Below are 22476 nucleotides of genomic sequence, written 5' to 3'. Positions count from 1 at the left end.
TTCACTCGCTCTCTGTCCGATTTTTTTGTAGCTCTTCCTGAATAATGTCGTTCACGTCCTGTTTTACGAAACGAGCGGCGCTGGCAATCGCATTTTTAATGGCCTTTTCATCTGAAGACCCGTGGGCTTTGATCACCGGACTACGCAAGCCGAGCAATGGAGCACCACCGTACTCCGCATAATCCATCCGTTTTTTGAAACGCATCAATCCGGGTTTTAAAATAGCCGCTCCTACCTTATTAATCAGGCTGGAAGTAAACTCCTGCTTGAGTAGTGAAAAGATTGTAGAAGCTGCTCCCTCCACTGATTTGAGCAAAACATTCCCGACAAATCCGTCGCAGACGAGTACATCACACTCACCTTGCATGACATCACGCGCCTCGACATTGCCGACAAAATTCAAGTCCGCTTCGGCTAACAGCGGAAAGACGGCCTTCGTCAACTCATTGCCTTTTCCTTCCTCTGTCCCTACGTTGAGCAAGCCTACTCTTGGATTTTCAAATCCAAGAACCTTTTCTGCATACAAGCTTCCCATCACTGCGTATTGAACGAGGTGATGCGGTTTGGCATCCATATTCGCACCGACATCTAGCGTCAGTGTAACTCTCCCTTTTACGTTTGGGATGTATGCAGCCAGCGCTGGTCGTTCGATCCCTTCCATGCGCCCTGCGTACAACAGTCCAGCCGTCATCAATGCACCTGTATTTCCTGCTGAGATGGCAGCATCGACAATTTTCTCGCGCGCCATCTCCACTGCTACAACAAGCGACGAATTTTTCTTCCGACGCACTGCTCGCACAGGCTCATCATCTGTTTGAATGACCTCTGTTGTAGGCACTATTTCAATGTTTTCCGGCCTATCCTGCGGCAAATGGCTCCGAATAGCTTGTTCATCCCCCACCAATACAACTGTTATTGATGGGTTTTCCTTGACGGCAGCTAACGCGCCGAGCACTGTGCTACGCGGTGCATTATCGCCGCCCATCGCATCTATTGCAATTCGCAACCGTAATTCCTCCTAACTTCTCAGGCCATGCCGAGTTTGTGCCCCCGACATCCCGACAACACGGAAAGTAGCAGTAAAGACCAGTTCTCCTTGTACCTTTGTCTCTACACGCACTTTGCATTCATCGCCGCTGCGGCTTCTGACCAGTGCTTTTGCTACGAGTTTTTCGCCGGCACGCACCGGACGGACAAAACGAATCCGAGCTGTAGCGGTCAGAGCAACATCCGCATTTATTACTGCCACCGCAAGCGAATTGGCTTGGGCAAATATGTAATGTCCACGAGCAATTTGCGTTCGTGAAAAAACGTGCTCTTCTTTAATTTCCAAAACAGAGATCGCCTGTGAATCCAGCTGCAGGTCAATGATTTCACCAATGACTTCATCGATGCCTAATGATTTTACTGGGTCCAGGCTTTTTTCCGCTACAGACTTGATCCGTTCTCTAAGCTCCGGAATACCTAACTCCAAACGGTCTAATCGTATTGTTTGAATACTGACTTTAAATAACTCTGCAAGATCCTCGTCCGTCGCAAATGGGTTATCCGCCAGCGACTGTACTAAACGGGACTGGCGATCTTTTTTCGGCAAGCGGGCGATGCTCGACACCCCCTGGCAATGTCATGGTAGGTAACGCTTTTCATATGTATGATTGCGATCAGTTTTTAATACCTGGTACCAAAAATCAGTATAAGGGAGAAGGCTCTGAATTACAAGTAAAGTTGGTGAAAATGGGTATCCGTCCCTAGCGATACAAGCGTTTAATGATCTCCTCAATTCCCGGTTCCTTCATTCTAATGTCTAAAGGCTCCCCCCATTGTGCCACCTCTGACAAAATCCGCGGCGAAGGAATTTTCCCTTTGTCATAGTAAATCGTCAACTCATTCTCCGCAAGCTCTATTCTCTCTACGCCTTCAATTGCGTAAGCCTCGGGCAGCTTAGGGGGCTTTTGATAGTCAATTTGAATCATACTCGCCAGTCCAATACGATTGCGCAGTTCCTGGATACTCGTATCAACCATTTTTTTCCCGTGATTGATCACAATGATTCGACTGCACAGCTGTTCAATATCATCCATGTCGTGCGTCGTCAAAAGAATTGTCTTTTTTTGCGTTCTGTTCACTTCTCTGAGAAATGCCCGTATTCGTGTTTTGGCGACTACATCCAGCCCAATCGTCGGTTCATCCAAGAATAAAATCGGTGGATTGTGCAAAAGAGCTGCAGCAAGGTCAGCTCTCATCCGTTGTCCGAGCGACAGCTTGCGAACGGGAGTATCCAGAAAATCATTCAAATCCAAAAGCTCCTTGTACATCTCCATCGCTCGCACATATGATTGGCGATCGATTTTGTACATCGCTTGCAATATCTCAAATGAATCGCGAACAGGCAAGTCCCACCATAGCTGAGTTCTTTGTCCAAATACGACACCGATCCGGGAAGCTACCCGAGCACGATCTTTTTGCGGGCTATAGCCTCCTACTACGATTTCTCCTTCGGTTGGGTGGAGAATCCCGGAAAGCATTTTAATTGTCGTCGACTTCCCCGCTCCATTCGGCCCTATATAGCCAACGAATTCTCCTTCCTCGATCGAAAAGGAAACATCCTCAACCGCCTTTACTTCTCGTTTTTCGCGGGAAAACAGCGTGCGCAAGGAGGAGAACCTCCCTTCTTTTGCTTGTGTCAGAAAAAATGTTTTCCCGACCCGGTCCGCTTTTATCATCGCAATCCCTCCTTAGCTCCCTGTACTGTGATAATGTCGTATTCCATAGGCCCAAAACCGCAATGATAATACTAGAGCGAGCGCCGCCACCACCGGAGTCAGCAAAGGCAAGTACCAGCTCTCGGCTTTCCCGAGCAGCGTGAGCATCGGTACATAATTCATAAAGGCGATGGGCAGCACTGTGTAAAACATCCATTTTAACCAGCCCGGGTACAAGCTGATCGGATAATTCGAAGCGTTGGCTGGTGCATAGATTGTAAAGGTTTGCAGGTCTTTGACTTGATGCGTCCAAAACCCAAGAGCTGCTGTGGTAAGAGCGATTGAGAAGTAAATGACACCGCCAGACACAATCGCTACAGGAGTGAATAACAGCAAAAGCCCGATTTCCTTCCCTTGGGTATACAACCCGACCATGGACAAGATCAAAACTGAGATGCCCTGCACCATGCCACCTATTCGCGACAGGTCGAGATTCCGCGTTAAAAGCAGAAGCAACGGGGAAACAGGGCGAATCAGCAGTTGATCCAACTCGCCATGGATAACGTATTTCTCAAAGTCATTAATTTCGGGCGCAAAGAATCGATAGACAGAAACTGCGACGGAGGAAATACCATACAAGAGTCCAACCTCGTAAATATTCCAGCCACTGACATCATGAAACCGATAAAGAATGGCAGACAAAATCAAAAAGTCCAGAACCATGATCATCCCTGTAGTCGCAGCACTTGTAATAAAATTGAGCTTGTACTGCATTTGCGCACGAATGCTAGCGACGAGCAGCTTTCGATAAAGTACCAGCATTTCCCTACCCTCCTTGAATCTCAACCTTACGCCTTGCTAGCGTAGTTACTGCAAGAGCGATCCCCGTCAGTACGAGTGCCCAGCTGCACTGAACAATAAGAGCTTCAGGACCTGCCAGCTCCAGGAAAGTCATGACCGGATAATAAATCATGCAGGAAAACGGCAAATAAGGCGCGATATTCCCCATCACACCCGGCAATAAATCCAAAGGAATCATTTGTCCTCCGAGACCAAACACAAGTGACAGCAAAATGTAGTGAACCCAGCGAATTTCCGTCGTCCAAAAGGAAGCAAGACCCGTCAGGTAAAAAAGCAATAGACCCACATACGTCCCAAGTAGCAGAGAGAGAGCAAACAAGAGGAAGGTATAGAAGCTAGATGGGAATTGGAAGCCTACAGCAAGACTTAAAAGCAAAGCGATGGGCAAGCTGCGATAGAGAGCATTGTAGAGAATCCGGCCAAATTCTTGGCTGAGCATGTACCAAAGATAGTGAACAGGTTTGATCAAATCCAGACTCACCGCTCCGCTTCTCACTCCAACCGGAATGGCAAGTCCTGGAGATAGAAAGGTTGTCATCCATAAAACACTTTGGCAAACGGCGATGTACTGTCCCATAGTCTGCAGATCGTAAGGGTCGGGCAATTCTTTGCCTTTAAGCACCCCAGCCCAAATGGCAATAAAAACAAGCCCAAAAATCGAGCTTGCAAGGTTGTTAATCAAATGTGACAGACGATACTGAAGATTACGACGATAGCTTTTGCGGATAATCCGCCAGTAGACCATATGATCCTCCTTTTGGAAAAAGTCAGGAATCATAGAATAGCAGATACCGGATGGCATTGCAATTCCTTCCTGGTACGTAAATTGAAAAAAAGAAAGCCCTTCTCTGCGAAGGGCCTTCCCTGATAAATTCAGGCTGCTGTCACGCTGCTACAAGCGATCACGCCAGCCAGCTGAAATCTATCCTTTTTCAAAGTTTACGTCGTTTCATCGGTTGCCACCATCACTTCGACTTCGTTTTCTCGAAGCGCCTTAGCCATTTCTTCATTAGGCTCCTGGTCGGTAACGATGATATCAATTTTATTAAGGCTGGCAACCCGATACAGCATGCTTTTCCCAAACTTGGACTGATCAGCCAAAATAATCACTTGATCCGCTTTTTTCATCATTTCTCGGATCAAATGTCCATGCTCCTCAGAAGGGGAAACCAAGCCATCAGCAGTCAATCCACAAGCACCTACAAGCACTTTGTCGACGTGATAATCTGCCAAATTCTCCAGGGCTCGGGTGCCATGTACACACTGATCTTCTCCATGCACGTCTCCACCCAAAAGCTTTACGAGCACACCTTGTTTACGTGCCATACTAGATGCCGTCCCGAGTGAATTGGTAATAATCACAAGATCGGTCGTTTCCCCAGCCTCTACTGCCATTTGGACTGTCGTCGATGCATCCAGCAGAAGATAATCCCCGTTTTTAATCAAACGGGCTGCTGCTTGTGCAATCCTGCGCTTGCCAGTCAGGTCAAGCTGCATACGCTCTTGATACGAATAGCTTTTCTTGTTAAGGCTAGGAAGGATCGCTCCTCCTCGTGTACGAAGGATCTCACCCGACTCCTCCAGCTTGACGATATCCCGTCTAGCTGTATCCCGCGAAACACCAAACTTCTCAACGACATCTTGGACACTGATTCGTTGATGCTTTTGCAAGTATTGCAGGATAGCGGCCAACCGCTCCTCTTGGTACATAACGATTCAACCCCATCCTTATCTTTCACCTTGATTGTAAGTGATTTGCACCTTCTTCGCAAGTGTTAATAAGTATTAATAAGTAATTACAAGCCGAAGAAAAACACAAAAAAAGTAAGGTGATTGCTCACCTTACTTTTAGCAGCGGATCTTACTTCGCTACTTTCACGCCTTTGTAGTGACCGCAGCTTGGGCAAACACGATGCGCAAGCTTGTATTCGCTGCAATTATCGCATTTGATCATGCCTGGAATCTCTAATTTGAAGTGCGTACGACGCATTCTTTTACGGGTTTTGGAAGTTCTCCGTTGAGGTACTGCCATCTTCCTTACACCTCCTTCAACTGACAAATGCTAAGATGCTCTATAGGGTGGATAGTATAGGCGATAAGCTTATGCCATCCTTCAAAAATGAGACGCAGCCATTTAAGGAAAGGCGCCTCATCTTGAAAACGTAGGAAACTACTTGCTGTCTTTGAAGAAATCAGCCAACCCTGCCAAGCGGGGGTCGATTCGTTCATTCTTGCAGCTGCAAGCTACTTCATTGCGGTTTACACCACATGTTGGGCACAGACCTTTGCAATCATCCTCGCAAAGCGGGAATGTCGGCATCGCCAGAAGGAAGTCCTCCTGCAATAGCGCGTCCAACTCGATTTCATCGCCTTCAAGCGGCAGAATGTCGCTGTCTTCGTCCTCACCTAACACCGGATCATCTTCCGGAGCGAATGTCTCGGAAAACGAAACAGCCGCATGGTGAGTAAACGGATTCAGGCATCTTGCGCAAATGAAATTGACGTCGGCTTTCATCTTGCCAGATACGTAGTAAAGATTACCGAGCTGCACTGCCTCGCCTTCAGCCTCTACAGGCGTCATGCTGCGAATCTCATGATGGCGGCTTTTCAGATCCACCTCGTCTAAAGTGGCTTTAAACGGCAACGGCTCTCCATTTCTACGTTCCAAATCTGCTAGCTTAATATTCATTGTCATTTCACCTCATGCACAACAAAGATGATTATAGACCCTGCCCAAAGCTTTGTCAACCATTTTTCCTTGACAGCTAATTCGCTCAGGAATTTTTTGGTTTTTGGCCATTCAGGTAGGTTACAGCGTCTCCCACAGTTTTGACGGGAACCACTTTCATATTGGTTTTGATGCGTTTAGCCGTAGCCAGCGCCTCCTCGTAATTGGAGTTTGCGTCTGGCGTATCCTGAGGAGCAAAGAATATCTCAGCCCCAGCCTTATCGGCCGCAATTACCTTATGATTGATTCCGCCAATCCTACCAACCGTTCCATCCAGCGAAATGGTGCCTGTCCCCGCTATTTTGTAGCCCTTCGTCAAATCGAGGCTGGTGTTTAGCTGATCATAAATCTCCAGCGTCATCATTAGACCAGCAGACGGTCCTCCAATTCCTTGGGACGCGATCGCTACTGTTTTCGGAATACTGATGTTCTGCTTGTTGTCAGGGCGCACTCCGATGCCAACAGCCTTTGACTCTGGTAGTGGTACCAAGGTTAACATCGTTTTTGCTTCTTGTCCATCTCTGATGTATGTAATTTCAACCTTGTCTCCTGCACTTTTCTTCGCGAGAGCCTGGAGTAAGTCTTTTGCTTCTGCTGTGCGTACTCCATCTACGGAGGTAATGACATCACCGATCTTCAAGACCTGCTTTGCTGGCAGCCCCTCGAGTGTGCCCATTACCCACACACCCTGCTTCTCTACCTTGACATCATAGCCGGCAAGGCGAAAAGCTACAGCTTCGGCGATTTTTTGCGAGTTGTCCATAACCGCCTGTTCCCGTCGAACAAAATCTTCGCTATTCTCACCTTTACTGACAACCAGTTCCTTCGGCATTAATTCTGCATCAGATGCTACCTGTGCATAGACGTACCACGCTAGATTTGCTTCACCCATCCGCACGGTTGTCAGCATGAATGAGCCTGTCTCGTCTTTTTTCCCGCCCTCAACCTCTATCATTGGCCCAAGCTCAATCGCTGAGCCAGGGCGTGTTACATAATAATTTGTGGGTATAAAAAAAGAAAGTCCGAGCAATACCGAAATCAGAGCAAGCGTCCAGCTAAAGCCTCTTCTACTCTTTGGCCTCCGATTTGTAGCGTACAGCTGATCCTCACCCATGTTCTACCTCCCAATTCGCAATCAATTCCTGAATTTGCTCTGCATGCGCTTCGCCGGCACGTTCTCCCAGCTCCATAATCTCCTCAACACCAGAGTATGCGATACTGCTATAGTGTCCAACAGCTGGCCTAATTACGAGATCGGCCGCAATGATCCTGTGTCGCAGTATCTCTCGTTCCATCACATCAATTGTTTGGGCAATGACATCAAAGATGGAGCTCACCTTCATCGGCGTATCTACTTGGGCAACATCAACAGCAATCACGATATCCGCTCCCATTTCACGAATAACCGTAACAGGGACTCTGTCAATTACCCCTCCATCGACAAGCAAACGGTTACCGACTTTTTCCGGCACAAAAATACCTGGGATGGAAATGCTCGCTCTCACGGCTTGATCCACAGGTCCTTCACGAAATACTACTCGTTCTCCCGATTCGATATCGGTAGCAACAATGGCAAGCGGCTTTTTGAGCTCCTCTATTCGCTTGCCATGCGTGAGAAGACGGATCAGCTGCTTGATCTTATCTCCCGCCACAAAGCCGAGTGTCGGTACAGTAAGGTCAAGCCAATGCTTCCGCTTTAAATTGAGAGCGAGCTTCCCCATCATATGAGGTTCGATTCCATTGGCGTAAACAGCTGCAATCAGACTGCCCATACTGCTCCCTGCGAGCATGTCGATCTCGATTCCTTTTGCTTCTAATGCTTTGAGCACACCAATATGAGCAAACCCGCGAGCACCACCCGAGCCGAGGGCAACCCCCACGATTGGCTTACGTTTCACTGCCATGGCAACATCCCCCCTGTAAACAGCGTATGTGAAGAATTACGAATCCTTTCACAAGAACAAGATACAAGCTCACGCATAGTTTCCTTGTCCGTCACGTAGACATGTACTATCTATCTTGTCGTTCGTTCAGGAGGAGTCCATGTCACGCCACTCTCCGATTCTTACCCTGTTGTTTGCCATTTCAGCCATTGCTCTTGTCTTTTCGCTGGTTGTTTTTTCGCAATTGTCATTTGAAGCAGCGGTCCGAGGCTTAAAAATTTGGTGGGAGGTCGTGTTTCCCTCTACCCTTCCCTTTATCGTCCTCTCTGAGGTATTAATGGGCCTTGGTGTTGTTCACTTTATGGGGGTCTTGCTGGAGCCATTTATGCGACCACTTTTTAACGTCCCCGGAACAGGCGGATTCGTGCTTGCAATGGGTTTTTCCTCCGGGTATCCCGTTGCTGCCAAACTAACTACTCGCCTCAGACAACAAGGAAACATAACGAAGGCAGAGGGGGAACGTCTCGTCTCCTTTACAACCACTGGCGATCCATTGTTCGTAATCGGCGCGGTTGCTATTGGCTTTTTTCACAGCGAGCAAATGGGCGTCGTACTGGCTACTACCCATTATGTTTCCGCGATCATCATGGGCCTCTTGTATCGTTTTCACGCACCGTTTGCCACTGTTACCAAGCCTTTGGACAAAACAAGCCTTCCTTTACCACTTCGCGCACTGCAAGCGATGCACCGCGCTCGTTTACGTGATGGTCGTGCCTTTGGCAAGCTTATGGGGGACGCCGTACAATCGGCACTCAACACACTTTTTATGATCGGCGGCTTCATCATTGTTTTTTCAGTTTTGATCCAGATTTTCGCTGCCATTCACCTGACACCTTTTATCAGTTCCATTTTGACTATTTTTCTCGGTCCCTTAGGCTTTCCGCCTGCTTTTTCCCAAGCCATTATCTCCGGCTTGTTTGAAGTAACCTTGGGAGCTCAAGCAGCCAGTGTCGTTCCAGACAGCTTTTCTCTCGTTTGGAAGGCAGCCATCGCAAGTGCAATCCTCTCCTGGGGCGGACTCAGCGTCCATGCTCAGGTCGCCAGTATTTTGAGTGAAACAGATATACGAGTAGCCCCTTATTTGATCGCCCGCTCTGTACACGCTGTTATTGCAGCGATTCTCACCTTTATTGTCTGGGAGCCGCTTTCCAGCGCTAGCAGCTGGTTTACTGAAAAAAGCGTACCTGTTTTTATTCCTGTTACATCAGGCATCCCGCAAACAAGCTGGTGGGAAACCTTTGCTTTTTCTGGTATTGTCGCTGTTGGTATTGCTGTCCTGCTATTTGTTGCCAGCATTTTAACACGACAGCTGATTAGCCGCCGTTCCTGATGGCCTGCTCGCTTACTTTCTTTTTCAAGGCTTCCTCAACAACAGGTGGTACTAAATCGGTCACACTCGCCTTGTATTTAGCTACTTCTTTCACAATACTCGAGCTCAAATACGAATATTGGTTATTGGTCATCATGAAAAAGGTTTCGATCTTTTCGTCGAGCTTCTTGTTAATGGAAGCAACCTGCATTTCGTATTCAAAATCGGAAACAGCCCGCAAACCGCGAACGATGACGTGTGCCCCACGTTTATTCATGTAATCAATCAATAAACCATCAAACGAGTCAATTTCTACATTGCCCATGTCAGCTGTAGCTTGGCGCAAAAGCTCTACGCGCTCTTCTACGCTGAACATGGAATTTTTTTTGGAATTAATCAGGACCGCGACAATCACTTTGTCAAATACTTTGGAACTACGGGAAATAATATCGAGATGCCCGTAGGTTACCGGATCAAAACTTCCTGAGCAAACAGCAATAGCCATCGTTCATCCTCCGCTCGTTAGTTCCTTGTGAATTGCGTCCTACATCACAGGATTAGCCTCGTGATCAGCTTTGAGTTCCGTTTCATAATAGTACAATGTCACGGCAGTGTCCCCATAAGTCGCTTCACGCGTTTTTACGCATTTCCCGATTTCATCTGGGAACTTGTCACCAACATCATGCTCAGCCACAATCCAGGCTCCATCAGTGATCATCCCAAATTCTTGCAGCAGACTGATTTCTTCTACAATCCTCTGATTGGCGTAAGGCGGGTCAAGAAATACCAAATCAAAAGATTGATTACGCTTGGCGAGTGTGCGAATAGCTTTATCAGCGTCCATGCGGTAGAGCTCTGCATAGGCATCCAATCTGCATGTCGTCACATTTTGCTTCACCACAGCAAAAGCCTTCGTATCTCTTTCAACAAAAACAGCGCGCTCTGCCCCCCGGCTAAGTGCTTCAATACCAAGACTGCCTGTTCCCGCGTACAAATCCAGGGCCCAGCCACCGTCAAAATACGGGCCGATCATGTTAAATATCGACTCTTTTACTTTATCTGTAGTGGGACGAGTCCCCTTACCTGGGACAGCCGTCAGTCTTCTTCCTCTGTGTTCTCCAGCGATGACTCGCATACATTCTCACCTGTCAATTCATTTATGTATGATGCTTTTTATCTCTTCGATCAAAGAATGATTTCATACTATCACAACTGCATAGAGCCGTAAAATTGTCGGATGGAAATTTTTTGTGCAAACTCCGTATACCTGACCAAAAAATTGGAAAGGATGATGGATAGCGACGTAACGGTGTCGCTGACAACCGCGGAGAAGACTTACGTTTCCCCATAAGCTCTTCCTCCGGTTTCTCCTCTCCCATAATTGAAAGGCAGTTCACTTTTCGCGCACGGCGTGTCTGATAGGAGCATTCCGTGCCACCGCTCCCATTGACGGGAGGAGTTGAACCGCTGCCCCTTCGTCTTTTGGCGATGGGGTATTTTTTTGCGATTTTTTCCGCTAAAACGAAGCATACTACCTACACATTGCGTAAAGGGGGAAGTTACGATTATGGCTGAAAAACGACCATCCGAGCAAAAATTGAAAGCAGCAAAAGCCCAATCTATCGCGGATCGCACAGGTACAGGGGTAGAGATGGCTCGAGAAATGCAATCACGGGCTGACCAATCTGACATCGTCAAGCACGGTCAATAGCCGTTACTGTTAAAAACCCTGGCTAGCTATGGATTGGCAATGCCGCAGGACATTCGTATTTGGTCGCACAACAAGCCAGCCGAAAATAAGTTACCGGTTGGCTTTTTTATGCCCTTCTGTAATGACCTTCATTTCCCTCGCCTTTTTGTAGAGAGATGGCAGATACTAAGGCAAAAGCATGGACAGGAGGGATCACATGCACACGGTTTGGAAAGGCTCGATCAGCTTTGGTCTTGTGAACATTCCTATACGGATGTTTACGGCAACGGAAGAGCGAGACATTCGTTTTCGCCAGTTGCATAAGGAATGCCATACCCCGATTAAATACACCAAAATGTGTCCGCATTGCGAGCGTGAAGTAGATGCGAGCGAAATTGTTCGTGGATACGAATACGAAAAAGGGCACTTCGTAATGATCGACGACTCTGATTTGGAAGCGATAACTCCGGAAACCCGAAGAGCCATCGAGATTCTCGATTTCGTCGATTTGAAGGAAATTGATCCGATTTACTTTGACAAAAGCTATTTCCTCTCTCCTCAGGAAACAGGAGAAAAAGCATATGCATTGCTTCGAGCCGCAATGGAGCAGTCTGGAAAAATAGCCGTTGCCCAAGTGACGATGCGGAATCGGCAAAGTTTGGCGGTCATAAGGCTGTATGAGCATTGCATCATGCTGGAAACCATTTATTATCCTGACGAGGTTCGACCTGTCAGCCAAGTACCTGCCCTGCCAGAGGCAACGATCACCCTGTCCGAAAATGAGTTAAAAATGGCGACAGAGCTCATTGGGAATATGACAGTCGCCTTTGATCCGGCAAAATATACGGATGAATATCGAGCACAGCTACAAAGCTTGATTGAGAAGAAGCTGGAAGGTCAAGAAATCACTACAGCTCCAACTGTAGCACGTGCCAATGTCATAGACTTGATGCAAGCCTTGAAGGAAAGTCTGGCCACTACTGCTGGACAGGCAGCCGGTCCAATAAAAATAGAACCCGAGCCAACGCCTTCCGGGGCAAAATCAAAGCCCAACAAAAAACGGGCAGCTTCTGCAAAAAAGGCCCCCTCTCCGCAAGAGGCTTCCAAAGCAGGCGCATCGACTTCCACAACGAAAACATTGCGCCGCAAAAAAGCAACGCCAGTCTAGGAAAAAGCTGCGAAACGCAAAAAACCTGTCCTCATCTGGACAGGTTTTCAGATTTATCTCTCCGCAATTCTCTGCTCTGGTTCGATGTGGATATGAATTGCGCTTATTTTATGCACCTTTCTCATTCGAGCTTCAATTTTCTCGGTGATGGTGTGGCTTTCCACAACATTCAGCTCTGGGTCAACATGAATAACGACATCCACCAATACACTGCTGCCATGATAGCGAGCTTTGATATCACTAATGTCACGAACCCCTGCAATATCCCCAATAGTTGCCCGCAAATCCTCCAATTGTGTCTGGTCAAAACCATCTGTCAATTGATGAGTTGCATTACGGAAAATATCCCACGCTGTCTTCAAAATAATGAAACCCACGACAAATGCAGCCAACGGGTCAAGCCAGTACATTTGAAATTGTGCTCCTGCTACCCCTACAAACGTACCGATACTGACGAGAGCATCTGAGCGATTATCTGCTGCTGCAGCCATCAGTGCCTGGCTATTCGTTCTCTTTGCAAGATCTCGGTTGTAACGATAGACAAAAAGCATCACGACTGCTGTAGCAAGCGCTGTCCACCCCGCAAGCATTCCAGGTGCAGACTGCTTCGAATGAAATAAGGATGATACCGCATCTGTAACAACCTGTATGCCCACAAAAAGCATGATAAAGGACGCAACCAGCGAAGAAATCGTCTCTGCACGAAAATGACCGTAGGGATGGTCTTGATCGGGTGGCTTGCTTGCGATTCGTAGTCCAATTAATACAGCAATGGACGCCACCACGTCGGTTGAGTTGTTCAAACCATCTGCCATCAATGCTTCAGAACCTGATAGTAGGGCAACTCCTATCTTTAAAGTAGCACAGAAAATATAGGCAATAATGCTTACCCATGCTCCTCTTTCTCCTTGCTTAAGATTGGAATAAACATCCACACTACATCACCTCAAAAAAATCTCTATATCCTTTTGATAGGAGCGGAAATGAACCGTTTCTTGCTGGTTTTCATTTTCCGAACTTCATCGTAACAGACCCAATTCGTGTGGGTCTACAGAAACAGTTTTAGTCCGAGACATGACTATAGAGGGGAGGAAAATGTGTTGCACACCGGCAAATATTATTTTTAAAAATTGCTTGAAATTGGAAAGGTAAATCGGTATGCTATTCATGCAAGACATAATCATAAAAAGCACGGGAGCTTGGGAGTGACCAGGCTGAGAGGATGACTACGTTGTCATCGACCGTTGAACCTGAACTGGGTAATGCCAGCGGAGGAATTGTCATATACGACACGAAAAGAGGCGTGTATTCTTTTGAATACCCGTTTTCTTCTCCACTCTCGCGTCTGGCGTCGCATGCCCCCATGCGGCGTTTTTTAATGGCGCGATAGATTCTTTCGCCTCCCCAAAAGGTTCTCGCTACGTGCAACCATTCCAAGGAGGTTTTTTGATGTTCTCGATTCCAGCGTTTCCAGGTAGCCGCAAAGTTTATGAAACAGGCAGTCGTCCAGACATTCGCGTACCCATGCGAGAAATCATCCTTCATCCCACAGAAGGCCCTTATGGCACAACCCCTAACCCTCCGCTCCGTGTCTATGACACAAGTGGCGAATACACTTCTGATGACTACTCTATAAACATCGAAACCGGACTTCCGTTACTGCGAAAGCAATGGATTGCTGAACGAGCTGACACGGAAGCGTACAGTGGACGGGAGCCTCAGCTCCGAGACGATGGACTTCATACAGAAGACAGCCGGGCTGTACCTGCATTCGTGCGCCCTGGATATCAGCCAATTCGGGCAAAACAAGGTAAAAACGTCACCCAGCTTCACTATGCCAGACAGAACATCATTACTCCTGAAATGGAGTACATCGCTATTCGAGAAGGCGTGTCTGCTGAATTTGTCAGATCAGAGGTAGCAAGCGGACGTGCAATAATACCTGCAAACATCAATCATCCTGAGAGTGAGCCGATGATTATCGGACGTCATTTTCATGTCAAAATCAACGCCAACATCGGTACTTCTGCTGTCAGCTCCTCCATGGAGGAAGAAGTAGAAAAAATGATGTGGTCTGTGCGCTGGGGGGCCGATACGATCATGGATTTGTCGACTGGAAAACATATTCATACTACCCGCGAGTGGATCATTCGCAATAGCCCTGTACCAGTCGGAACTGTCCCTATTTATCAGGCATTGGAGAAAGTGAATGGCAAAGCGGAAGATTTGACATGGGAGGTTTACCGTGACACCTTGATCGAACAAGCAGAGCAGGGAGTAGATTATTTCACGATCCACGCAGGCGTATTGCTTCACTACATCCCAATGACAGCCACGCGTGTTACAGGGATCGTTTCCCGAGGGGGCTCTATTTTAGCTGCCTGGTGCCTGGCTCATCATGAGGAAAACTTTCTTTACACGCACTTTGAAGAAATATGTGAAATCCTCAAAGCCTACGATATTTCTGTCTCCCTAGGAGATGGACTGCGTCCTGGCTCGATTGCGGACGCCAATGACGAAGCACAATTTGCGGAGTTGGAAACATTGGGGGAATTGACGCGAATCGCCTGGAAGCACGACGTCCAGGTAATGATCGAAGGACCTGGTCACGTACCGATGCACCTCATTCGCGAAAATATGGAGAAGCAGCTGGAGATTTGTCACGAGGCTCCTTTTTATACGTTAGGACCTTTGACAACAGATATCGCCCCCGGCTACGACCATATCACCTCCGCGATTGGTGCGGCAATGATCGGCTGGTTTGGCACCGCAATGCTTTGCTACGTGACACCCAAGGAGCACTTGGGGCTGCCGAATAAAGAAGACGTGCGCAATGGATTGATCGCCTATAAAATCGCGGCACACGCTGCCGATCTGGCAAAAGGACATCCTCGTGCAAAAGAGCGTGACAACGCACTGTCCAAAGCCAGATTCGAATTTCGCTGGAAGGATCAATTCAATCTGTCTCTAGATCCCGAGCGAGCACGTGAATACCACGATGAGACACTGCCTGCTGAGGGCGCCAAATCAGCTCACTTCTGCTCGATGTGCGGTCCCAAGTTTTGCAGCATGAAAATCACACAGGATATTCGTAACTACGCTCGGGAAAAGCAAGTTAGCCCGGATGCCTCCATCAAGACAGGACTACAGGAAAAAGCTCAGGAATTTCGTGAACAAGGAAGCAAACTATATTCATAGCATGACTGGAGGAAATAAGATGAGCGAGTCTAGTCAATTGCGCGAAGAAATTATCCGTTTGCAGTCAGAGCTGGAAAAGCGTCAAAAGCAATTAATTCAATTGCAAAAGCATTGTCAGCATGACTTCCAAGAGACATCACTTACCCGTACATGCACAAAGTGCTCGCTAACCGAAAGCCTCTATTATTAGGGAAGAATAAATAAACATACGCACACATTAAAAATGGTCGATATCCTCACACAGAGGACTCGACCATTTTATTATAGAAGAAAAAATTTTTTACCGAACCAACTCGACCTGTCCCCGTTTCAATGGAACCCCTTCTTTATAGTACAGAGTCGGTGATAATAGCACAAAGAAAATATGAACCTGTCCATAGCCGTGCTCTTCCAGGATGGCATTCATCGTAGCGGCAATGGCATCGTGCTTCTCCTGCTCTCGTTCAAACATGAGAATTTCCAAGGAAGACGGACTATTCGTAATTTGCTCCACAACTAAAAGCTCAATTTTAACTTTCTCTTCCGAAACCTCCGCAATCCTCGCAAACTGCTCGACCACGATGGGAGACATTGCTTTTACTTTATCTTTATCAATACCTTTAAATCGTAGAAAAGGCAAGGTGATCCCTACTTTCCTGTTCCAATGATCTGAAAATATCTGAGAGCATACCAATACACCATTCAAACATTAGTTACCCTAGTAATTATAGTCATAAAAATATTTATAGATCAATTGAAATAATAAGTAATGATCGTGAACAAAGTCAGAATTGTCCTTCAAAAAAGAAGGCCATATCCGAGAATCGAGCCCGACTTCTGAGGTGTGGTGGACGTACCACTCCAGACGGAACTCATTCAACCAGATATAGCCCATGAGATATCAAGAAGTATGTCTACTACTTCCTATAAAATGCATGTATAGGAAGTAACAATTTTAGTATATAACGAATATTGATACATTTGCAACAAAAAAGTTGCTAATGGTCCCTAAACTTTTTCCCCTTCTCCATTCAGAAAGAAAACATCCCACATTGATGAGGGATGTTTTCTTTGATAAGCTCTATCTGCTATGCAAATTTACTCCAATAAACAGTGATCAACAGGTATATCTACAACCGCATGAATACTTGGCTGCCGTAATGTATAGCCTTCTGTCCATTCTGCGAATTGAACCTTAACCGCGACCTTTGGTTTGAGCCACACAGCTCCCTTGAACCTTGCTGGTGTATATGCAAAAGGCATATCACTTTGGATGAGAGGTACAATCACCTCCGTCAGTGCTATCCAGTCATCTCGCGTTAACTTACCGGTTCCAGCATGGCCAATATAAAAGAGGTGCCCTTCCGAATCGTACAGTCCGAGCAAAAGAGAATTCACAATGTTATCACGCAGCGTAACCCCTCCAACTACAGCAATCGTGTCGCGATAATATTTCTTCTTTTGCCAATGCTTCTCTTTCCCGCCAATTACATATTTACTGTTTAAATCCTTCATGACGATGCCTTCCATCCCGTGCTGTTCGATGACCTCATACAAGGCCTGTCCATTATTATGATGGTCCACCAATTGTACATGGTCGTTTGGAATAATTATTTCCGACAGTAAGTTGGCACGTTCTCTCAATGTACGATCGATTGTCCACTCATTGTTCGCGAATAAGACATCAAATACCATGTAGGTAATGGGGACAAGCTTTTGTGCCTGGCCGACTTTTTCCAATCGCCTGATCCCATCACGTCGCATCACTTCGTGAAAGGACGGCTTTCCGTCCGCTCCGAGTGCAACCACTTCCCCATCCAGGATCACGGAGTGAGCATTACAAAATGTTTGTATGTTTGCTAACTCGGGATATTGGTGAGTCCGCTCATTTATTCTCCGGTTGTATAATCGAGTCTTGCTACCATCAAAGTAGGTTAACATTCGTACGCCATCCCATTTCACTTGAGCGATCCAGTCCGCCCCTTTTGGGATAACCTCACAGCTAATCGGTTCCATCGGAATGATTGGGTTCATTGTTCACCTCAGAAAAGAGAAATGTAGTATCATCTTATCCTTCTCTTTATAAGAGGTTTTGTTGTACTTCCTACGAAATGCATCTCAATAAACGAGCTTATTCGTATCCCAACCAATAAAATGCATTTGCCATCAGACGGAAGGTGGCTGGGGTGTAATTGCGGAAGGTCGGGTCAATACCCATCAGGACGACCTTTTGCTTGCCTTCCTTGTTGTATATAATCATCGGCTGACCGCCTGCCTTTTCTGGTGCTAACCAAAATCCTGAAATCAGCGTGTCGCCTTGTGCAAAACTGGACGCCACCCCTACTTCCTCTGAAACACGCGGAAACCATACCGGACCATAAGCATAAACGGTTTCATTCTTGCCAAACGAAAAGCTAAGTGGATGATTGGTGTCGGCATCGATTTTGATTATTCCATTTTCCGTCGTTTGAGCGTCTGGGTCTGGCCCATCATCAGGTGTCCAACCACTTGAGGATACGGCATCATTGGGGTAGGCAAAATCAACATCTAGCAAGCCGAGTGTCTTATTGATTTGTATGCCAGCAAATCCAATCCCGATAAAATCACGGCCCTTTGCAATGAAGTCAATGATTTTCTGCCTTCCGCGCTCCGTCAAACCCCAAAATACTGAGTATGCATGCACATATTCACCAGTGTCCTCCCAAAGCCCTCGCTTAGAACCCGCGACCACAATCGCGTCAAATCCCCCTGCCTCTAAATCATAGTCCATATTTAATAGATGGTAAGATACTGGAGTTACATCAAAGCCCATTTTCTTCATGGAGAAATAGGCACCATTGTTGTCGCCTGTTATGACAGCAATTTTTCTCAGTTTTACGGGAAGCAAGGTCACGTCTTGAATGTCACCAAGTTGTTCAACTCGAATCGATAAAGTTTCACACAGCGTCAATAACAGCTCAGATAATCCTTCTTGTTTTTTGATCAGAAAGCTTCCTGCAGGCACATACCCGTGTTCTTTCGAAAATCGTGATACGTCATATCCTTCCTGCACCAAATGATTTGCTGCTGTGATGGCATCGTTATGGTCACATGCGATTACGAAATCACCATGCAAGGCTTCTTTGAAGATGCCTGGGAAAGCTTCCACCGCTACCTCATCCGACCCATTAAACAGAAACTCTTCCCAAGCCGGTATGGCATCGAAGCCTGCAAATAAAGGAAAGGAATAAACCGCTACATCGTACATCATCTGCACATTCAATTTACGCAGGTCTTCACCAGACCAGAGCAAAGCGTTCGCTAAACCCCTTAAGCCCTGCTGCATGGGGACAATGATTGTGCCTTCCGGATACGTTACCTTTCCGGCCACAAACTCTCTTGTCACTTGCTTTACTTCAATGCAATTCTTTTGAAGATGCGCGACCATTTCTTTGGCTTCTTTCGCATTTTTTTGTAGGGATGGTTCCAGTGGAATGATATACGCAAACGGAAACTGAATATCGGTACGTTCATTTCTGCCCTCAACCCCTCTGAGGTAAAACTCAAATTGCTTGAGCAGCATGTCTTCTTTATTCACTGCTACATAGAGGAGATTTGCCCAGGTCACTGCTACTGTTGCTTTTAAACCCTGTTCGGTAGGAAAACGGTCTTCGATTACAAGCCCTGCCGTGCCGACCAATTGCAAGTAACGAAGCGGCATGACCGTCGTATATTCATCCCAGCCTTCCTTCCAATGTTCAAGCGGAATCAGCGCAGGCAGCCCTGTCTCTTTCTTTAAAGCCACAGCCATGCTTCGACCAGTTTGCAATTTATGGGTAAACAGATCATGTTCGACATTCGGATTATAGGGTGGTGTTGAAGGCTCAATCATAAAATCGACAATCCCTCCGACCCAGCCATGCATATCCAGACTAGCTGTAGGAAACCATTTCAGACCCACATTTTGAATCAGCGCTTGTGTTTCCGGTTGGCTTTGCGTCATGGCATCGCGATTCAAATCAACGAATTCCGCATTGTCACGTGTATGATTCACACGTCCGTCTGGATTCATTGCAAGATTGAACAGGACGATGAGGTTATCGAGTATTTGAGCAGTCTCGGGCGCAGCTGGATTTAACAGCATTTTTTCAATGATTCGTAAACTAGCGTCTACTCCCCCACCTTCATTTCCGTGGATTCCGGAGTTCACCAAGAAAGGGGCTTTGTAGTCGATTCCGTTTTGTAGGGAGGTGATAGCTGCCTTCGGGTCATTTACTGCATTTCGAATGGCATGACGATAGTTTTCGATATCTGCCATCGTTTGTTCATTCGCGATGATGACGAGGTAGAGATCACGTCCACGAGCGGACCGCCCTACAACTTCAATCTTCATCATGCCTGGATTGATAGCCTGTAGTCGCTCGAGCTCCTCTTTTAATTCAGAATAAAGAATCATGTTGCGTGGCAGTGGAAATTCTTCACGATCCCAAAATGCGGAAGTTCTAGTCATGTGATTCGCTCCTTATACAATTCCTCTATTTGTACGTTTGCAATTACTGTTCGACTTTTGCCCTTTTGAAGTCTACATATGCAGGCGCTTCTAGCTTTACGTCTTTTAACTTGTCTTTTTTGATATAGACAGCTAGAAAATGATAAATCGGTAAGACAGGCATTTCATCCATCAAGATCGTTTCTGCTTGTTTTAACTCTTCTTGGCGTTTGGAAGCATCCGTCTCGCTTACCGAGCTGTTTAACAATTCCTTGTATCGCTCATTCTCCCATCGGGCAAAGTTAAGTGAGTCTGATTTGGTTTTGTATGATTGGAGGAAGTTTATCGGATCGCTAAAATCTGCATACCAGCTCGATTTAGCAATCTGGAAATTCCCCTGTTGCAAATGATCCAAGTATACTTTGTACTCCTTGTTCTCCAATTTAACTTCGACGTTCAGTACTTTTTTCCACTGCGATTGTATCGCCTCTGCAATTTTGCTATGGGCACTTGATGTGTCGTAAATCAGTGCGATGGGTGGTAGCTCAGTGATACCAAGCTCTTGCATGCCTTCTTTCAAAAGGGTCTTCGCCGTATCCTCGTCATGATCAAGGAAGTAACCATCCGGTTTTGGACTCATTGTCCTTGCTACCAATCCTAATGCAGGCGCCTCACCAGCCTGTGTGATATTATCAATGATCACTTGTCTGTCTATCGCATACGTGAAGGCTTTACGGATTTTCGCGTTGGTAAAAGGAGGACGCTCTGTGTTAAACGTGTAGTAATACGTTCCTGAAGCGGGTTCTGTTTGTAGCTGGCCGGAATCTTTGAGAGCTGAAATCGCATCATTCGAGAAGTAGCTGAACGGTCTTCCTGCCCAATCAATGTCATCATTTTCGTACATAGAAAGCTCTGTGTTTACGTCTTCTACCATAGAAAAGTCAATTTTCTCTAAGTGAACGGCAGATTTGTCCCAGTAGTTATCGTTTTTTCGAAACGTGAGCTTGCTTTTATGCTCCCATACATCGAGTTTAAAAGGTCCGTTACTCACAAATGTATCAGCATTTGCCGCCCATGAAGGCGTTGATGATACGAGTTTTTTATTTACCGGATAGTACGCACCGATAGAGACAAGTTCTTTGAAATACGGAGTAGGATTCTCTAGGGTTACCTCTAATGTCTTGTTATCTAATGCCTTTACCCCCACATCATCTGCTGTACCTTCCCCATGATTAAACTTCTCAGCATTCTTGAGGTAGTACATGATATAGGCGTAAATAGAGGCAGTCTTAGGATCGAGCACTCTTTTCCAAGCGAATTCAAAATCGTGTGCAGTTACGGGTTCTCCGTTTGACCATTCCGCTTCACGCAAAGTAAATGTATACGTTTTCATATCTTCCGAAACTTTAATATCTTGAGCTAGCGCATTTTCCGGCTTCCCGTCGCTTATACGCGTCAGCCCTTCAAACAAGTTTAGGGTCAGGTTCAATGAGACTGAATCCGCTGCCAATCCGGGGTCCAACGATGTTGGCTCACTAGGAATGTTTAGCCGAACCATTTGTTTAACGTCCGTTTTCTGGGCTTCGGATGTCTTGTCATTCCCGCCTCTTCCTTGCTCTGAGTTCGAACACCCCGTCAATACAGCTGCGATGAAGAGAATTCCACTTAAGAGAATGGATAATTTCCTTTTCATGATGGCCCCCTTTTTCTTATGGTGCAAAAGCAGAAATCAACGCATTAATTAGATGAACGCGTTCCCTTTGCGCAATTTCCCCTCTCATTACTGACGTGTCCCTTCGGAAAAAACAGCATAAATTTTATGAACGTGTTCTTTTCGAAATTTTAACACCATCGTTTTTAATAGTCAATCCATTCTATTTATTCTGATAATTCAAATCGTAATGGTGAAATTCCAAACACCAGAATCCCCAAAACACAACGATCCCCTTTAGGTAAACGGCTTTGCACTTTGCTAGGCTACCGTACCTAAAAGGGACATCCATCATCTTATACTTGCAAATGCAATCTGCACGCAAATTCTTTTCGGATATAGTTTTTTGGCTGTTTCTCAAGTTTCAAGACAATCATCCCCCGCTCTTCCGTTACTTCGAAAGTTTTGAGTGAAACCTTAACCGGATCAAACAAGGTTTTCCCTGTCTTCAGATCAAACTCCCAGCCATGTAATGGACAGCTGATGATCTCATTCATACGGCCGTAGTTGTATTGATGAGGGGTAGACGGGAGCTGGGTTCCACCGACACTCCCATATATCATTGGCACTCCTTGATGCGGGCATTTATTCCATATCCCGTAGTATTCGCCATCAATATTCAAAATGGCAATCTCCACGCCATCTACTTCAATTAACTGACGCTGGCCATCCTGTAATTCATCCCTGTGAAATAATTCAAGCGCAAAAGTCGGCTTCAT

23 protein-coding genes and 1 riboswitch are annotated in these 22476 nt (G+C 46.3%); of the genes, 5 read left to right on the top strand and 18 right to left on the bottom strand.

The window, feature by feature from the left end:
- Window position 1: 1 nt before the first annotated feature.
- From plsX to C3B52_RS09730, 10 genes are all read right to left on the bottom strand, one after another.
- Window positions 2-1006: a phosphate acyltransferase PlsX gene (gene plsX / locus C3B52_RS09775; protein WP_103105902.1), complete on the bottom strand. Its 1005-nt coding sequence runs from the start codon at window positions 1004-1006 to the stop codon at window positions 2-4.
- Between the two features lie 12 nt (window positions 1007-1018).
- Window positions 1019-1612: a transcription factor FapR gene (fapR, locus tag C3B52_RS09770; protein ID WP_103105901.1), complete on the bottom strand. Its 594-nt coding sequence runs from the start codon at window positions 1610-1612 to the stop codon at window positions 1019-1021.
- 136 nt (window positions 1613-1748) lie between these two features.
- Window positions 1749-2723 (bottom strand): ABC transporter ATP-binding protein, encoded by a 975-nt coding sequence (locus C3B52_RS09765; protein ID WP_103105900.1) that lies wholly within the window; start codon window positions 2721-2723, stop codon window positions 1749-1751.
- Between the two features lie 12 nt (window positions 2724-2735).
- The gene (locus C3B52_RS09760; RefSeq protein ID WP_103105899.1) at window positions 2736-3524 is read right to left on the bottom strand and encodes an ABC transporter permease; all 789 of its coding nucleotides are present in this window, start codon (window positions 3522-3524) and stop codon (window positions 2736-2738) included.
- A 4-nt stretch (window positions 3525-3528) separates the two neighbouring features.
- A complete protein-coding gene (locus C3B52_RS09755) occupies window positions 3529-4308 on the bottom strand; it encodes an ABC transporter permease (RefSeq protein ID WP_103106184.1) in 780 nt (259 codons plus the stop codon).
- Window positions 4309-4502: 194 nt separating this feature from the next.
- The gene (locus tag C3B52_RS09750) at window positions 4503-5273 is read right to left on the bottom strand and encodes a DeoR/GlpR family DNA-binding transcription regulator (protein ID WP_103105898.1); all 771 of its coding nucleotides are present in this window, start codon (window positions 5271-5273) and stop codon (window positions 4503-4505) included.
- A gap of 151 nt (window positions 5274-5424) precedes the next feature.
- Window positions 5425-5595 carry a 50S ribosomal protein L32 gene (gene rpmF, locus C3B52_RS09745; RefSeq protein ID WP_005834357.1) on the bottom strand — a complete coding sequence of 57 codons (171 nt, stop codon included), beginning with the start codon at window positions 5593-5595 and terminating at the stop codon, window positions 5425-5427.
- Between the two features lie 138 nt (window positions 5596-5733).
- Window positions 5734-6252, bottom strand: a complete 519-nt coding sequence (locus C3B52_RS09740; protein WP_103105897.1) for a YceD family protein — start codon at window positions 6250-6252, stop codon at window positions 5734-5736.
- An 85-nt stretch (window positions 6253-6337) separates the two neighbouring features.
- The gene (locus tag C3B52_RS09735) at window positions 6338-7405 is read right to left on the bottom strand and encodes a SepM family pheromone-processing serine protease (RefSeq protein ID WP_103105896.1); all 1068 of its coding nucleotides are present in this window, start codon (window positions 7403-7405) and stop codon (window positions 6338-6340) included.
- A complete protein-coding gene (locus tag C3B52_RS09730; protein WP_103105895.1) occupies window positions 7398-8195 on the bottom strand; it encodes a patatin-like phospholipase family protein in 798 nt (265 codons plus the stop codon). The genes C3B52_RS09735 and C3B52_RS09730 overlap by 8 nt, the downstream gene beginning before the upstream one ends.
- Before the next feature lie 139 nt (window positions 8196-8334).
- Here C3B52_RS09730 and ylbJ point away from each other — a divergent pair, with 139 nt between their 5' ends.
- A complete protein-coding gene (ylbJ, locus tag C3B52_RS09725) occupies window positions 8335-9564 on the top strand; it encodes a sporulation integral membrane protein YlbJ (RefSeq protein WP_103105894.1) in 1230 nt (409 codons plus the stop codon).
- On the opposite strand, the gene coaD is transcribed toward ylbJ, so the two are convergent.
- Window positions 9548-10048 (bottom strand): pantetheine-phosphate adenylyltransferase, encoded by a 501-nt coding sequence (gene coaD, locus C3B52_RS09720; RefSeq protein ID WP_103105893.1) that lies wholly within the window; start codon window positions 10046-10048, stop codon window positions 9548-9550. The genes ylbJ and coaD overlap by 17 nt on opposite strands.
- A 39-nt stretch (window positions 10049-10087) precedes the next feature.
- Entirely contained in the window at window positions 10088-10678 is a 591-nt protein-coding gene (rsmD, locus tag C3B52_RS09715; protein WP_103105892.1) for a 16S rRNA (guanine(966)-N(2))-methyltransferase RsmD, read from the bottom strand.
- A gap of 432 nt (window positions 10679-11110) precedes the next feature.
- Here rsmD and C3B52_RS36370 point away from each other — a divergent pair, with 432 nt between their 5' ends.
- Both C3B52_RS36370 and ku read left to right on the top strand, forming a co-directional pair.
- Window positions 11111-11254: a hypothetical protein gene (locus C3B52_RS36370; protein WP_164684738.1), complete on the top strand. Its 144-nt coding sequence runs from the start codon at window positions 11111-11113 to the stop codon at window positions 11252-11254.
- 196 nt (window positions 11255-11450) lie between these two features.
- The gene (gene ku / locus C3B52_RS09705) at window positions 11451-12401 is read left to right on the top strand and encodes a non-homologous end joining protein Ku (protein WP_103105890.1); all 951 of its coding nucleotides are present in this window, start codon (window positions 11451-11453) and stop codon (window positions 12399-12401) included.
- Between the two features lie 53 nt (window positions 12402-12454).
- Here ku and C3B52_RS09700 read toward each other — a convergent pair whose 3' ends face one another.
- Window positions 12455-13336 (bottom strand): cation diffusion facilitator family transporter, encoded by an 882-nt coding sequence (locus C3B52_RS09700; protein ID WP_103105889.1) that lies wholly within the window; start codon window positions 13334-13336, stop codon window positions 12455-12457.
- Window positions 13337-13582: 246 nt separating this feature from the next.
- A riboswitch (TPP riboswitch) is annotated at window positions 13583-13695 on the top strand.
- Window positions 13696-13850: 155 nt separating this feature from the next.
- On the opposite strand from C3B52_RS09700, the gene thiC reads away from it, so the two are divergent.
- Together thiC and C3B52_RS36365 are read left to right on the top strand one after the other, a co-directional pair.
- On the top strand, window positions 13851-15599 hold the full coding sequence (gene thiC, locus C3B52_RS09695; protein WP_103105888.1) for a phosphomethylpyrimidine synthase ThiC: 1749 nt from the start codon (window positions 13851-13853) through the stop codon (window positions 15597-15599).
- Window positions 15600-15618: 19 nt separating this feature from the next.
- On the top strand, window positions 15619-15789 hold the full coding sequence (locus C3B52_RS36365; protein ID WP_164684737.1) for a hypothetical protein: 171 nt from the start codon (window positions 15619-15621) through the stop codon (window positions 15787-15789).
- Between the two features lie 90 nt (window positions 15790-15879).
- On the opposite strand, the gene C3B52_RS09690 is transcribed toward C3B52_RS36365, so the two are convergent.
- From C3B52_RS09690 to C3B52_RS09670, 5 genes are all read right to left on the bottom strand, one after another.
- Complete coding sequence (locus C3B52_RS09690) at window positions 15880-16218, bottom strand: DUF1904 family protein (protein WP_103106183.1); 339 nt, start codon at window positions 16216-16218, stop codon at window positions 15880-15882.
- Window positions 16219-16676: 458 nt separating this feature from the next.
- Complete coding sequence (locus C3B52_RS09685; RefSeq protein ID WP_103105887.1) at window positions 16677-17612, bottom strand: ATP-dependent DNA ligase; 936 nt, start codon at window positions 17610-17612, stop codon at window positions 16677-16679.
- 97 nt (window positions 17613-17709) lie between these two features.
- Window positions 17710-20067: a M14 family zinc carboxypeptidase gene (locus C3B52_RS09680; protein ID WP_103105886.1), complete on the bottom strand. Its 2358-nt coding sequence runs from the start codon at window positions 20065-20067 to the stop codon at window positions 17710-17712.
- A gap of 43 nt (window positions 20068-20110) precedes the next feature.
- Window positions 20111-21739 carry a peptide ABC transporter substrate-binding protein gene (locus tag C3B52_RS09675; RefSeq protein ID WP_103105885.1) on the bottom strand — a complete coding sequence of 543 codons (1629 nt, stop codon included), beginning with the start codon at window positions 21737-21739 and terminating at the stop codon, window positions 20111-20113.
- A 314-nt stretch (window positions 21740-22053) separates the two neighbouring features.
- On the bottom strand, window positions 22054-22476 hold the full coding sequence (locus C3B52_RS09670) for a Rieske (2Fe-2S) protein (protein WP_103105884.1): 423 nt from the start codon (window positions 22474-22476) through the stop codon (window positions 22054-22056).

Origin of the sequence: Brevibacillus reuszeri (assembly GCF_002897295.1) — a bacterium.
In the GTDB taxonomy this organism is placed as follows: Bacteria; Bacillota; Bacilli; order Brevibacillales; family Brevibacillaceae; genus Brevibacillus; species Brevibacillus reuszeri_A.
Note: the sequence above shows the minus strand (reverse complement) of the source record. Positions and strands in the feature narration are given on the sequence as shown.

Coding starts and splice junctions, on each gene's coding strand:
- C3B52_RS09685 (WP_103105887.1), bottom strand. CDS start 17,612: ATGAACCCAATCATTCCGATGGAACCGATTAGCTGTGAGGTTATCCCA.
- C3B52_RS09675 (WP_103105885.1), bottom strand. CDS start 21,739: ATGAAAAGGAAATTATCCATTCTCTTAAGTGGAATTCTCTTCATCGCA.
- coaD (WP_103105893.1), bottom strand. CDS start 10,048: ATGGCTATTGCTGTTTGCTCAGGAAGTTTTGATCCGGTAACCTACGGG.
- C3B52_RS09760 (WP_103105899.1), bottom strand. CDS start 3,524: ATGCTGGTACTTTATCGAAAGCTGCTCGTCGCTAGCATTCGTGCGCAA.
- C3B52_RS09735 (WP_103105896.1), bottom strand. CDS start 7,405: ATGGGTGAGGATCAGCTGTACGCTACAAATCGGAGGCCAAAGAGTAGA.
- C3B52_RS09755 (WP_103106184.1), bottom strand. CDS start 4,308: ATGGTCTACTGGCGGATTATCCGCAAAAGCTATCGTCGTAATCTTCAG.
- C3B52_RS09740 (WP_103105897.1), bottom strand. CDS start 6,252: ATGAATATTAAGCTAGCAGATTTGGAACGTAGAAATGGAGAGCCGTTG.
- ylbJ (WP_103105894.1), top strand. CDS start 8,335: ATGTCACGCCACTCTCCGATTCTTACCCTGTTGTTTGCCATTTCAGCC.
- ku (WP_103105890.1), top strand. CDS start 11,451: ATGCACACGGTTTGGAAAGGCTCGATCAGCTTTGGTCTTGTGAACATT.
- rpmF (WP_005834357.1), bottom strand. CDS start 5,595: ATGGCAGTACCTCAACGGAGAACTTCCAAAACCCGTAAAAGAATGCGT.
- rsmD (WP_103105892.1), bottom strand. CDS start 10,678: ATGCGAGTCATCGCTGGAGAACACAGAGGAAGAAGACTGACGGCTGTC.
- thiC (WP_103105888.1), top strand. CDS start 13,851: ATGTTCTCGATTCCAGCGTTTCCAGGTAGCCGCAAAGTTTATGAAACA.
- C3B52_RS36370 (WP_164684738.1), top strand. CDS start 11,111: ATGGCTGAAAAACGACCATCCGAGCAAAAATTGAAAGCAGCAAAAGCC.
- C3B52_RS09765 (WP_103105900.1), bottom strand. CDS start 2,723: ATGATAAAAGCGGACCGGGTCGGGAAAACATTTTTTCTGACACAAGCA.
- C3B52_RS09680 (WP_103105886.1), bottom strand. CDS start 20,067: ATGACTAGAACTTCCGCATTTTGGGATCGTGAAGAATTTCCACTGCCA.
- C3B52_RS36365 (WP_164684737.1), top strand. CDS start 15,619: ATGAGCGAGTCTAGTCAATTGCGCGAAGAAATTATCCGTTTGCAGTCA.
- C3B52_RS09670 (WP_103105884.1), bottom strand. CDS start 22,476: ATGAAGCCGACTTTTGCGCTTGAATTATTTCACAGGGATGAATTACAG.
- C3B52_RS09730 (WP_103105895.1), bottom strand. CDS start 8,195: ATGGCAGTGAAACGTAAGCCAATCGTGGGGGTTGCCCTCGGCTCGGGT.
- C3B52_RS09750 (WP_103105898.1), bottom strand. CDS start 5,273: ATGTACCAAGAGGAGCGGTTGGCCGCTATCCTGCAATACTTGCAAAAG.